Source organism: Nitrospinaceae bacterium (genome assembly GCA_018669005.1).
GTDB lineage: Bacteria > UBA8248 > UBA8248 > UBA8248 > UBA8248 > UBA8248.
Window position 1 is genome coordinate 1 of record JABJAL010000016.1, and the last position, 12,919, is coordinate 12,919.

The 12,919-nt window shown below is 53.4% G+C and carries 9 protein-coding genes; 5 read left to right on the forward strand and 4 right to left on the reverse strand.

Annotated features, from left to right (window positions below; all coding sequences use genetic code 11):
* Positions 1 to 69: 69 nt before the first annotated feature.
* The 4 genes from HOJ95_01705 to HOJ95_01720 form a co-directional block, all read right to left on the reverse strand.
* Complete coding sequence (locus HOJ95_01705) at positions 70 to 879, reverse strand: hypothetical protein (protein MBT6393397.1); 810 nt, start codon at positions 877 to 879, stop codon at positions 70 to 72.
* A 92-nt stretch (positions 880 to 971) separates the two neighbouring features.
* The gene (locus HOJ95_01710; protein MBT6393398.1) at positions 972 to 1,802 is read right to left on the reverse strand and encodes an MBL fold metallo-hydrolase; all 831 of its coding nucleotides are present in this window, start codon (positions 1,800 to 1,802) and stop codon (positions 972 to 974) included.
* A gap of 69 nt (positions 1,803 to 1,871) precedes the next feature.
* Positions 1,872 to 3,851: a GAF domain-containing protein gene (locus HOJ95_01715; GenBank protein MBT6393399.1), complete on the reverse strand. Its 1,980-nt coding sequence runs from the start codon at positions 3,849 to 3,851 to the stop codon at positions 1,872 to 1,874.
* Positions 3,852 to 3,888: 37 nt separating this feature from the next.
* Positions 3,889 to 6,315, reverse strand: a complete 2,427-nt coding sequence (locus HOJ95_01720) for a protein kinase (GenBank protein ID MBT6393400.1) — start codon at positions 6,313 to 6,315, stop codon at positions 3,889 to 3,891.
* Between the two features lie 287 nt (positions 6,316 to 6,602).
* Between HOJ95_01720 and HOJ95_01725 the strand changes: the two genes are divergently transcribed.
* From HOJ95_01725 to HOJ95_01745, 5 genes are all read left to right on the forward strand, one after another.
* Positions 6,603 to 7,718, forward strand: a complete 1,116-nt coding sequence (locus HOJ95_01725) for an ABC transporter substrate-binding protein (GenBank protein MBT6393401.1) — start codon at positions 6,603 to 6,605, stop codon at positions 7,716 to 7,718.
* A 98-nt stretch (positions 7,719 to 7,816) separates the two neighbouring features.
* Entirely contained in the window at positions 7,817 to 9,562 is a 1,746-nt protein-coding gene (locus tag HOJ95_01730) for an iron ABC transporter permease (protein ID MBT6393402.1), read from the forward strand.
* Between the two features lie 26 nt (positions 9,563 to 9,588).
* The gene (locus tag HOJ95_01735) at positions 9,589 to 10,698 is read left to right on the forward strand and encodes an ABC transporter ATP-binding protein (protein MBT6393403.1); all 1,110 of its coding nucleotides are present in this window, start codon (positions 9,589 to 9,591) and stop codon (positions 10,696 to 10,698) included.
* 11 nt (positions 10,699 to 10,709) lie between these two features.
* Positions 10,710 to 11,807, forward strand: coding sequence for an ABC transporter ATP-binding protein (locus tag HOJ95_01740; GenBank protein ID MBT6393404.1), 1,098 nt, complete (start codon positions 10,710 to 10,712; stop codon positions 11,805 to 11,807).
* Positions 11,808 to 11,813: 6 nt separating this feature from the next.
* Positions 11,814 to 12,905 (forward strand): CapA family protein, encoded by a 1,092-nt coding sequence (locus HOJ95_01745; GenBank protein ID MBT6393405.1) that lies wholly within the window; start codon positions 11,814 to 11,816, stop codon positions 12,903 to 12,905.
* The last annotated feature ends 14 nt before the right edge of the window (positions 12,906 to 12,919 follow it).

Sequence of the window (12,919 nt, forward strand, 5' to 3'; positions counted from 1 at the left end):
GAGCGGCTCGACCCTTTTATTATATATTGCAAAAACGTACTCAGTCAGAATTTTTTAAAAAATCTTCCCCTACTCCGCTGCGCCGGTGATAGCGCCCGCGCCCGCCCAGGCGGCGCGATCGGTGAATAGCTCGACCGAATCGCGAATAAAATCTGGATAGTCAGACACTTTTTCAGCCGAATCGAGAATAAGCTGGCGTGTTCGAGCCACGTTTTCATCGCTGAAGGGAAGTTTAAGTTTCCTTAATACTATTCTTGTGCGCCCATCGAGGTACATGAAATCTATATTGTCCACGTCTCCGTAAAACTTTTCGGCAGCGCCATTTGTGGCAGCTATCTCGGCTGATTTTCGCCCATAAAGGGCTGCAAGGGCGCCCTCGTACTCTTCGATGAGTTCAAGCTCGCAAGTCTTCCTCGCTCGCCGGATAATTGTGGGAACGGTTCTATCGTCTTGGGAAATGGCGTAGTCCACTGCGATTTCGACCATGGTGTGCGCAAGATAGAGGGCATCAGACTCGCCGAGGGGCACATTCATTTCGCCAGCATATTCGATGAACAGCGGCACGATGTCCGCTCCCCTTTTGTACGTGTAGCCTGCCTTCTCTGTAATGGCGAGACTCTCTGCCGGCTTAGAGATGGCTCCATAGTGACAAAAATTATCCACAATAAGATGGCATTTCACCCAGATGAGCTTGGGATAGTACTCAAGGGCGCCCGGCGGGGGCTCGAAGCGATGCGTATCGCGCGAGCGGAAACCATCGGTCAGGGGCAAATTGTCGGGCGCGATATTGTAGAGATACAGATCCTGCTCCTCAGTTGGGGGGACGGGAGCATGGTCGAGGAGGGTTCTCAATATCAATGTATGGCAGTTCGTCAGCAAAATATCACCATTTCGAAAATTAAGGAGGAAGGCGTGTCGGAATGTTTTTATAGAATGATCAAAGAGGCGTCAAATACTCAGGGCACACCGGCTTATTCGACAAGAAGATAACGCTCCCCCTCGCGGCGAGCCCTGCCCTCCTCGATGAGTTTCTCAAGATGCCCGGCGAGCATGGCGGCACCAATTTTCATTGTCTTCTCGCCCAGGCCCTTGTAGATGCTAGCGGCCATCTCCTCGGGCGTATCCACGCCAGTGGCCAGCGCATCCAGGACCTGCCCCTCGCGCCGCGCGCGGTGGCGAACAAGCCCCTCTATCCGGCCCTCAGGGTCTTTGATTGGGCTACCGTGTCCCGGATAAATCACCCTTGGCGCCAGGGCACGCTCCACTTCAAGACTGGCCAGATATTCGCGCAAACTACCTCGTGGCGGGCCCACCCAGGTCGAGGTCTCCATCAACACATTATCGCCGCCAAAGAGGATTTTTTTTTCTTGCCACCAAAAAGACAGATGGCCGGGCGAGTGCCCGGGGGTGAGCACAACCTTGAGTTCGATCTCCCCCAGGCGAACGATTTCACCATCGTCTAAAGGCGCGGGCGCAAGAGCAGGTGCACGCTCTTTCATTAACTCAATTTCAACCGGATGCGCCCATGTGGCAGCCCCTGTCGCGGCGACAACGCCCTCTGCGCCCCCTAAATGGTCGTGGTGGTGATGGGTGAGCAACAACGCATCGAGCGAGCCGCCGGTCTCCTCTCGTACCCAAGCGACAACCTCATCGACGCTCTCGGGATACCCTGTGTCGATGAGAATATAGGGGCCCTCGCCAACCAAGGTGACGAGGACATTTTTCATATGTGAGCCCGGAGGCGAGGGGACGCGCAACGTGCGCACACCCTCTTCATGGATTTCCGTAGTTCCCATTTTCATACCTGAATTTCAAGAATTGCAAAAAGAATAAGAATCGAAGCGCCAACCTGCCAAGATCGCCCGGGGAGACTAATCAGCCCCCTTTTCAATTTGGCTATGAACATAGGTGCCGAGGATCGTTCTCGAATTCTCATCCATATCAACAAATTTTAAATTAATCTGAAAGCCCGCGCCCTCGTCTTCTATCGAGGAAACACGTACGACAACCGCCGATATCTCCTTAACCTGCTCGCCAGAGGGAAGAGAGAAATTCAGCTTGACCAAATTCCCCGCCTCGGCAGCAAATCCAGAATGCGCCATCGCCCCGCCTTCGCTCAAATCTCGAATGATCCCCTGCCGTGTGCCGTCAATGCCCTCTTGGCTGTAGATGGTGAATATCTCGGTCACAGCTCTGGGGGAGGTTCGCTCAATGTGATGTGCATCCTGGCGAGGGGGCTCGATGGAGAAAACATGAAAGACCCGAATTTCATCGGATTTTCCCTTCACCTTGATCGGGCCCTTGTCCTCGGCCTTGGCAAAATCCTTGATTAGATCCCATGTATACTCGCTGATGCAAAGTGTGCCTGCCTCGGAGGAACTTTCCATCCGGCTCGCCAGGTTCACCGCATCGCCAATGACGGTGTAGTCCATCCGTTGAGGCGATCCTAAATTTCCCGCCACAACCGGTCCCGAGTTCACCCCCACCCGCATTTGAAAGGTCGGCTTTCCTTCAGACTTCCACTTGGCCATCAACTTATCGCAGGCCGCCAGCATATTAAGGCCCGCATCGACGGCCATCGCCGCGTGATGAGGATCATGCACCGGGGCACCGAAAATGGCCATCGTAGCGTCGCCGATAAATTTATCGAGGGTCCCGTCATTAGTAAATATGGCGTCAGCCATTACGGTAAAATATTCGTTCATCAGCTTGACCAACTCAATCGGCGTGAGGTCCTCACTGAACGATGTGAAGCCAACCACGTCGGAGAAAAGAACTGAGCAGTCGATGGTCGCGCCACCTAGCTCGAAATTTTCACCCTGTTTGAGAATGTCATCTACCACCGAAGGAGACAGATAACGCGAAAGATTTGATCGTTTTGCTGTCTCCTCCCGGATGTTTTCATACAGGCGGGCATTCTCAATGGCACCGGCCGAGGCCGAGGCAAAAGAGGCTGCAAGGCGCAAAAGGTCTTCTGTAAACCCTGGCGCGCCTGCCTGATTATCTAGATAAAGGGTCCCGAGGTTCCGCTCATGAAAATCAACAGGCACACAAAGTACAGCCCTCGCATCCGAGCGCATGACACTCGCGAACTCTGCCACCCTGTCGTCGCCTTTCGAGTTCGCGGTAAAAAACGGCGTTCCATCATTAGCAACCGTACTGGCAATACCTGTGCTGAACTCCCGCGACTCGTCATCGGCGAGCGCCTCCCCCATGCCCCTCGCCACACTCACATCGAGCGCCCCGGTTGTCTGATTTTTCAGCATCAAGAAGCCACGTTCGGCGTTTAGTGTTTTGATGGCCGAATCCATTATCAACTCCAGGAGTGGCGCTAGATGGGTTTCTTGATTCAGTGCGTTACTGACCTCAAGGAGATTTTCTAGATCCTGGCCTGCACGGCGAAGGGAGCCAACCTGTCTTTTCACACCAACGATGGCATCAGCTATCTGACCGACTTGAGAGGAAATATTTGTTGGTATTGCCTCAGGACTCTGTTGACGTATTTCGTAGATGGCGCGGGATAGTCCGCCAACTGTTTCCTCAAGGGTATCAAAAGGATCAGCACCCGCTTGAGGAACTGTTGGAGGCGACGCTACGGGTGCGGGAACCTGCGCCACGGGAGGATTCACAAGTGTCGAAGGCCCCGCAGGAGCGGGAGGAGACGGAAGATTCGTGCGAGCCGGGGCCACCGGCGCCGAGAATTCAAGCTCGGGAAACGTTGGCGTAAATGTATATTCGCACTTCTTGCATTTCACCCGCATCTTGGCAAGTTCCGCCGCCGGGCGACCCACGCGATAAACCGCCTGGCATTCTGGGCACTGGATGCGGGTTGGTGCTAATTTCTGCTCCAAGTCAATCCTCTTTCATTAAAGGTCGGTGGGCTCTGTGCTATTTGAGGGCCCGGAGCACCACTAGAAGTTCATCCACCGTCTGACAACGTGAATCAGGCTCTTTCTCAATACATTTGAGCACGATAGCTTCTAGCTCAGGAGACACCTCGGGGTGCCTCATGGAGATTTTGGGTGGTTCTTCATGGATATGCAAATATGCGATATCGCCTTCAGTAAAAGGGGGGGCTCCGGTGAGCATTTCATAGAAAGTAATCCCCAGCGAATAGATGTCGCTTCTGCCGTCCGTTTCTGTCCCCCGGATTTGCTCAGGAGGCATGTAATAGGGTGTCCCCATCACTTGACCCACCTGGGTCTCCCCACTGCCCCCCCCCTTCCGGGAGAGACCAAAGTCTGCGATCTTCACTCCCCCGCTTTTGGTCACCATTATGTTGTCAGGTTTAATATCGCGGTGAACGACCTCGGCCCTGTGGGCAAATGCCAAAGGCTCGCACATCCTGATGGCAAGCTGTTTGAAATGCGACATTGGACATTTTCGGCCACCGAGCAGGTCATTAAGACTTTTCCCCTCGACAAATTCCATCACAATGAACATCGGCTCCTCGGCGCGAATATCATAAACCGTGATGATGCCCGGATGCTCCAAGGCAGCAGCACTCTGCGCCTCAGTGATAAAGCGTGCCAGGGCCTCTGAGTCTTGCCCGAGATCTCCGAGAATCATCTTGATGGCTACGGGACGATCAAGAATTTTATCTCGCCCCCGGTAGACTACACCCATCGCACCCCGGCCTAGCTCCTTGATGTCATCATAGCGTTTCGAAAGAATATCCATCGGATCGAGAGATTCTGGGGCGGAAGCAATTACCCCTGCTGAGGCGGAAACGGAAGCTGCCTCAATCTCCTTCTCAAGCCGTTTGACTTGGCCAACCGCGTCTCTAAAGGCAGAATCTGCCTCCACCGTCACAGTGTAATACTTCATGGCCAGAATCTGCTCCCCACCCTCCTCAAACGCCTGGGCAATCTCGTAGGACCAGTCCAATCGATTTTCATCGGGAATACGTAAATTGAAGAGGATTTCATAAACCCCATCGGCGGTGTCGAGCTCGCCCCGGCCAAAATGAATTTGCCCTAACTGAAAAAGCGCGTCTGCGCGTACAGGCGAGCGCTCGGCGGCGGCTTTTTGAAGGTGAGAAACAATCACCTCCTCATCAGCGCCCATTGCCCGCTCGATGCCAGCTAGCTCAAGGTGGGCTTTTGCCGCCTCCGAGGCCGGCATGCGACCCGTACCCAAAAGGCTTTCAAGTTTCTCTTTGCGATTAATACCTCGTGCCTGCGTAATTTGTTGAAGTTGAGAGGTGAGATTTTCATCGTCAGGGAAATAATGGACAAGCTTTTCGGCTAGGCTCTCTGCGCGGGGCATCTCCCCTGCGGCGAAAGCCTTATTCATGCTCCCCTTGAGCAAACGACCGAGTTCATCACGCGCGCCTTGCTCATTCGGCTGATTCTTTACAAGCGCCTCAAGATGGCGGCAAGCTCTGTCATCCTCGCCCGACTCCTCGCACATCTTGGCCAGTTTACGGCGGAGAGTTGGGGAGTCGTCATGGCGGCGCACGACCTCCTCAAGACGCTCGACAATCAAAGCTTCTCCTACCTCGAATAAAGGCTCGGCCTCTTCGTAGTGTGCCAGCGCCCCGCCAACATCACTGTCATGGAGCGCACCATCTCCTTTGACAAGCGCCAACCACCCACTTTCCGTACTGTTTTTGGGTTTCAGAGAGTCGAGAACTTTTGTGGCGCCAGCTTTTTCACCCTCAAATAGGAGGAGATGGGCAACCTTGAAAGCGGGCGCCATGTCGCCTTTTAACTCTTCCATCTCTTTTTTGTAGCGCGCATAGTAATGCTCAAGTCTATCGTTATGGCTACAAGCCTTGTGAAGTTGCTCGTACACTCCAGCCTGAGCAGGGTTGGCTTCAATCAACTCACAAAGCCCACGCACCACTTCGCGCATCCGGCCCGGAACGTTGGCAATCATACCCTTGAATTCGAGCAACGCCATCCGGTAATCACCTAGCTTTGTATGAATCCGGCCCGAGAAATAATATTTATCCGAAAAGCGGCTACCAACTGCCTTCAAGTCATTGAAAATCGACAGTGCCTTGTCGAACTCTCCTTTGCGATAGAGGGCCTCACCCATTACGGCGTGGTAGCGCATGTAGCGAACCGTAAGCTCGGATTGCTGCTTCATGAGATCGGGCCAAGGCTCTATAGCCCTTATTCGCTCGTAAACCTCAATAACACGGTCCCAATTTTTCAATTGGTGATAGGCAATGGCTAGGTCGTTTAGGAGGCGAATATCGTCGTATTCGCCAAGGGGTTTGTGGCCTAAATTTTGAATGATTTTCTGCCATTGCCCCTGTTGGTAGAGGTTATCAATTTTTTTGATGTCCTCGGTCGCGAATAACGCCATGAGAATACGATCCCCTTAAACCAGCCTATAAAATCAAACACCTATGATGAAATTCTCAACTTCATATATAACATCTTAAGAAAATGCGAGCCAAAACCAAAGGCCTGGACACGAAAAATACTTGAAATTATTACATAAGGGATTGACTTCCTTTATGAATAGGCTACTTTGAGCCCACAGAGTATATCCCATTTTTGCTTTTTCACTTATGGCCAAATTCCCGTGGGGAGCGGGGAAAATTCTTCATATTGGTCATAAATTTTTCAGGATGTTTAAGGAGAAAGTCTATGAAGCTTGTTACCCCTCGTTTAATTTTTTCCGGAGTGGCTGCTGCCGCTCTCGTCTCACTGAGCATGGCGACCACAGCATCTGCCGCCCTGTCTCCTCAAGAGCAGAAACTTGCCCGCGCTGCCAAAAAAGAAGGCGGCGTCATCATCATCAACCCGCTCTTCAGCAACCGGACAGCAAAGCGCATGGGCCCTGCCTTCATCAAACGCTATGGACTCGGCAGCGGCTTTAAGTTCAGCAACATCCGCAAGGGCACTGGCGCGACCGTCGCCACCGTTCGCCAGGAGATCAAAGCAGGCAAATTCACCATTGACGTTCATATGGTCAGCGCGCCGGGCTTCTTTCACGCCGCCGCCAAGAGGGGTGCCTTCTCGAAACTCGACAGCGCCCACTGGAAAGACAGCGTCGGGCTTGTCGAGAGCGCCGGCCAGTACCACAACTACCCGTATGTTGTGACCCCGCTGGCCTACACCTTCCAGCCCGTCTGGAACAAATCTTGCCCCGGAATGGCCAACTTCAATGTCACCTCATACGCCGACGTGGCAAAAATGTCCTTGAGCGGCAAGACCATTTCCTCCGACATCACGAAAAGCTTCACTTACACAAATACCGTGATTTCGCTTGTTGAGAACGGCGCAATCAACGCAAACAAGCTATGGGACGACCTCAAAAAGACCAAGCCGATCATCGAATTCCGCACCGAGCCTAAAATGCAGATGCTCATCTCCTGCGAGCGGCCCTTCGACATGTGGAACCTCTCGGGCCGGGTGTACCAGAACGTCCTTAAAAAGCCTGCTCTGAGCAAAGTTCTTCGCGTCGGCTACTATAAAGAAGGCCAAGTATTACTGGGCAACCAAGCGGCAGCCGTTAAAGGCTCGCCTCATCCGAACGCAGGCAAACTCCTCGTTGAGTTCCTGCTAACCAAACAGGGCGCCGATATTTTTGTCGAGGGCGAGGCCATCTACTCGTTCCGCAAAGGATATGTCGCCCCCCCGGCCGTGCGCCCCTATCTTCTCGACCTGAGCAAGCACAAGTTGCTCGGCATGAAGGACTGGGTTGGCGCACAGAAGCAGTTCAAAAAAGTTCGCGGTGGATGGGCCAGTCGTTTCAAATAACCCACTGCCGTCTGTGTATTAAAAAATCGAACGGGGGCTCCGGCGTGTCCGGAGTCCCCGCTTCGTTCGTTCAGACGTCTTAAACACGAAAGATCCCGATGAGCACAGAAGTCATACAAAATAAAATTGACCCAAGAACCAATTGGTGGCGCGGCCTGTTCACTCAGGAGCGCATCGCCACTACCGTCGTATCCCTTGTCGTCGGCATTGCCGTCATTTTGCCTCTTGTCACACTCGTTTTCAGCAGTTTTTTTGTTCTCGACGATATGGGTTTTGACACCGAGCCGGGTCTCCAGAATTACAGGGAACTTGTCACCGATCGCCTGATTCGAAAAGCATTTTTCAACACCATGATAATCAGCACAGGAACAACCATTCTGGCGACATTCCTGGGTGTCTCGCTGGCCTGGATAAATGCGCGCACCAACTGCCCGGGCAGAGAAAAACTTGAGCCCTTCAACCTGATCCCCTTCTTCCTCAGCCCCTTCGTGGGTGCTATTGCCTGGCACAACCTGGCGGCGCCGAAGGTGGGGCTTTTAAATAACCTGGCCCGAGATGTTTTTGGAATAAAGGGACATATTCTTAATGTAGACAATATTTACGGCATCATCTGGGTGACGGGAATTTTCTTTGCCCCTTTGGTCTACCTGTTTGTCATCGGCTCGCTCCGGAGAATGGACCCCTCCCTTGAGGACAGCGCCCGAACAACTGGGGCGGGACTATTTACCACCACCATGAAAATCACCCTGCCCCTGATCACACCCGCCATTCTCTCGGGCGCCATTATTGTTTTCGTTACCTCGGCCGGTGAATTCGGTGTTCCCTTTAAGCTGGGTGCCCCTTACGGCGTTGAAACGATGACAACACAGATTTTCACAAAAGCTGTGGGTGATGACGCCAATCACTATATGGGCGCGGCAATCAGCATGGTGCTCGGCTTCATCACGGCGCTCTTTATTTGGATTCAGAGGCGCATCATCGCCCCTCGTGAATACATCACTGTGACCGGCAAAGGATTTCGGCCAAACGTCATAGATCTCGGCAAGTGGAGATGGGCCGCATTCAGTTTTAATATGCTCTACATTTTGGTTGCCGTAATTCTTCCATTGGCGTGTTTGATTATCGTTAGTTTTCATCCAGTATGGGAAGGTAAGATAATCGCCGCCGACCTAACCATCATTAACTATGAAAAAGCTGTATTCTGGTGGTCTCCCAAGGCCATTGAATCGGCGACGAACGGCATTGGCAATAGCCTTATTCTTGCCCTTGTCGGCTCGACAATCGCTATGGTCCTGGCGATTATCGTCAGCTACATGATCCACCGCACGAAGGGCATGGGCTCGAAAATCCTGGACTTTCTGTGTGTCGTGCCAATCGGATTTCCGGGCATCATTCTCGCAATGGGAGTCCTCGTTACCTACATCAAGACCCCTATTTACGCGACCCTCTGGATACTCCTGCTTGGCTACATCACTCGTTTTTTCCCATATGGACAGAGAAACATATCCTCCATCATGATGGCGATATCAGAAGAACTCGACCAAAGCTCTCGGATGGCGGGTGCCACCTGGATGACCACCCTGCGCCGCATCACCATTCCGCTGCTCAAGCCGGGAATCTTCGCTGGCTGGATACTCCTTTTCGTCATTTTCCTAAGAGAGCTCTCCATCTCAATAATTCTCTATACGGCAGGTACGGAAACGCTCTCTGTTGGCGTCTATTATCTTTCGAACTTTGAAAACGAACCGATGACCGCAGCATTGTCGGTCGCCCAGAGTCTCCTTCTACTCGTCTGCATCTTTGTATTTAGAAAAATTGCAGGACGCGAGGCGCTGAGCGCTTAAGCCTAAAAGGATAACGGACAGCCACCATGAGCGAGAATTCATCCAACAACTATCACCTTTCGGTGAAGGGCCTCATTAAATATTTTGGCGATGACCGTGCGGTGGACGACATTTCTTTCGGTATCCCTGAGGGGAAATTCCTCACTTTGCTCGGCCCCTCTGGCTGCGGCAAGACAACTACCCTCATGTCGATTGCGGGCCTCCATAAACCCGATGCGGGTGATATCGACCTTGGGGAAACGACTTTCACCTCGACCGAGAAAAACGTGTACTTGCCTCCCGAGAAACGCGACATCGGCATGGTGTTCCAGAGCTATGCCATCTGGCCCCATTTGTCGCTCGAAAAAAACGTTTCCTATCCGCTCGATATACGGAAAGTTAATCAATCAGAAATTGACGATCGCGTGACGGCGACGCTCCGCTTAGTTGGCCTTGAAGATATGATGGGCAAGGAAGCCACCCAGCTCTCTGGCGGCCAGCAACAACGTGCGGCCCTGGCGCGGGCAATTGTATTTCACCCCAAACTTCTATTGTTTGACGAGCCACTCTCGAACCTCGATCTCAAGCTTCGCGAGCGCATGCGTGTCGAGCTCAAGCGAATACAGCATGAAGTGGGCATCACCTCGGTCTACGTCACCCACGATCAGGCCGAGGCCCTTATTATGAGCGATGACATCATCGTCATGAGTAAAGGGAAAATTGAGCAAACCGGTGGCCCGCATGCCATCTACGCCCGTCCCCGAAATCGCTACGTATCCAATTTTATCGGTATCGCAAACCTTATCGAGGGCCGCATCGCCCGTACGGCGAGCGCCGGGCGCGGTGAGATTGAAATCACACAGAACGGCGAGCGGGCAATCCTACCCTGCCTGCTAGGCGAGGGACTCTCAGAGGGTGATGAGGCCGCTCTTTCGGTACGCCCCGAGAACGTTCACGCATTGCGCGAGAAACCCGATGGGCACTCGCTTGAGGGCAAAGTCATACAGACCGTATTTTTGGGCAACTATCTCGATTGTCGCGTGCGTTGGCAGGATTTCGAATGGAAAGTGCAGGCGCACCCCCGGGAGCACCTTCGCGAGGGCGAGAGAGTTTATATTCACCTTGATGCCGATCACACGCTGGCCGTTTTGCCGTAGGGAGAAACAACTTGTCACTAGTGGAAATCGACAAATTAGTAAAAAGTTTCGGTGCCGAGGTAGCTGTCGCAGGGATCGACCTGAACGTGGACAAGGGCGAATTTGTCACCCTCCTGGGCCCCTCTGGCTGCGGCAAAACCACCACTCTTCGCTGCATTGCGGGGCTTGAGCGCCCCGACTCAGGGGAAATACGAATCGAAGGCGAGCCCATCACCTCGCCCGATAAGGGAATCCACCTCACACCCGAGGACAGGAACCTCGGGATGGTGTTCCAGAGCTACGCCGTCTGGCCCCACATGACGGTATTCGACAACGTGGCCTTTGGCCTCAAAATCCGCAACATTAGCAAACGTGAAACCCAGGAGAAAACCAACAAGGCGCTTGAGCTTGTTGGCCTTGGCCAACTCGGCGAGCGTTATGCGACGAAACTCTCTGGTGGCCAGCGACAACGAGTTGCTCTCGCTCGCGCCATCGTCTACAACCCGCGCGTCGTCCTATTCGATGAACCTCTCTCGAACCTGGATGCGAAGCTGCGCGAGCAGATGCGTATTGAACTCGTTCGACTTCAGCACGAAGTGGGCATCACCTCGGTCTACGTCACCCACGATCAGGCCGAGGCCCTTGTCATGAGCGACAGAGTCGTAGTCATGAACAAAGGCGTCATCCAGCAAATTGACGATCCTGAGACAATATATTCTCGTCCGGCAAACGCCTTCGTGGCCAGCTTTATCGGTGTGGCTAACCTTTTGGAAGGCAAAATCTTAAGCCGGGAGGGCAATGTCACCGTGGCAGAAATCCCCGCCGAGAACGACTCGCCCCTACGGCTCCATGCCATTGGCGCCGAGGGCGCCCAGGCTGGCCAGAGTGTCATCCTGAGCCTTCGGCCCGAGGATGTGACCCTTCATATTGAGGCGCCCGCCTCACCGGGCCCCAACCTCATGGAGGGCGAAATCATCGACACCATTTATCAGGGAAATTTCCTCGATTGCCAGGTACGTGTCGGACCCCACGAAATAGGGGTCCAGATGGATCATTTTGAGCTACTCGATTCGGGTCAGAAAGTTTTTCTCACCTTTGAGCCAGACCACGGCCTTTTCCTCACGGAATAAATTCTTATGGCAACCAGTAAACCAAAATCAACGACATTTGTTGCAGGAGGCGATGTAGCTATAAACCGCACAAAGGGGCCCGGCGCCCTCGGCGCACTAGCCCCTGTTTTCAAAAAAGCGGGGGTGGCGTTCGTCAACCTCGAATTGCCGCTCTCCCGGCGGGGTAAAGGTCAGCCCGATAAAATCCTCCTGCGCGGCACACCCGAGATGGCTGATGCTCTCACGGAAGCAGGGCTCGACACCGTATCCCTTGCGAACAATCACATGTTCGACTACGGCGAGGACGCCTTTGTGGACACCCTTGCCCTTCTAAAAAAAATCGACCTGCCCCACACAGGGGCGGGCATGAACCTCACCGCCGCCCGTAGGCCATCAATCCTTGAGCGCGGCGGCCTTAAAATCGGAATTCTGGGCTTTTCCTCGATTCTCCCCCGCGGCTTTGCTGCAGAACAGAGCCGCCCCGGTCTCAACGCGATTCGGGCGAATACCGCCTATGAAGTATGGCGGGATGTAAACGAATACCCCGGCACAGCTCCGAGAATTGTCACCTGGACGAATCCCGGGGATTTGGCCCGTATGAGACGAGACATCAGCGCGCTGAAAAAGCGGGTAGACGTTGTCATAATCAACCACCACTGGGGCACGAGTATGCTCCACGGCCACCAGGACTATCAGACCGAACTCGGCCGCGCCTCGATAGATGCCGGGGCGGATCTGGTACTCGGCGGCCACGCCCACGTTCTCCAGCCAATCGAAATGTATAAAGGAGTACCCATTATCTACAGCATGGGGAATCTTATTTTTGATTTTAAGATACCCTTCTTCACGGCGGCCTCGAAACAGACCTTTCTTTTTCGCTGCACTCTCAAAAAAAGAGGGATAGAGAATCCTGGTTTCATTCCGTGTTGGAGCGGGGATTTTGAGAAACCGCGCATCCTCTCCCCCCGGAGCGGAAGAGGCAAAGACATTGTAGAGCTGATGCAGGGCCTCTCAGAGCCTCATGGGACGAAATTGGAGGTACGTGGCGAGCGAGTACTCATCAAGCAGGGAAAAACGGCTCCCCCCGCTTCCAGTACAGCCGCCTTTTTCGGCAGGTAACGACACAGACAACA

What these genes read in the sequence shown, in the direction of transcription:
- HOJ95_01710 (MBT6393398.1), bottom strand. Translation starts at nt 1,802, where the DNA reads ATGAAAATGGGAACTACGGAAATCCATGAAGAGGGTGTGCGCACGTTG.
- HOJ95_01720 (MBT6393400.1), bottom strand. Translation starts at nt 6,315, where the DNA reads ATGGCGTTATTCGCGACCGAGGACATCAAAAAAATTGATAACCTCTAC.
- HOJ95_01725 (MBT6393401.1), top strand. Translation starts at nt 6,603, where the DNA reads ATGAAGCTTGTTACCCCTCGTTTAATTTTTTCCGGAGTGGCTGCTGCC.
- HOJ95_01730 (MBT6393402.1), top strand. Translation starts at nt 7,817, where the DNA reads ATGAGCACAGAAGTCATACAAAATAAAATTGACCCAAGAACCAATTGG.
- HOJ95_01735 (MBT6393403.1), top strand. Translation starts at nt 9,589, where the DNA reads ATGAGCGAGAATTCATCCAACAACTATCACCTTTCGGTGAAGGGCCTC.
- HOJ95_01745 (MBT6393405.1), top strand. Translation starts at nt 11,814, where the DNA reads ATGGCAACCAGTAAACCAAAATCAACGACATTTGTTGCAGGAGGCGAT.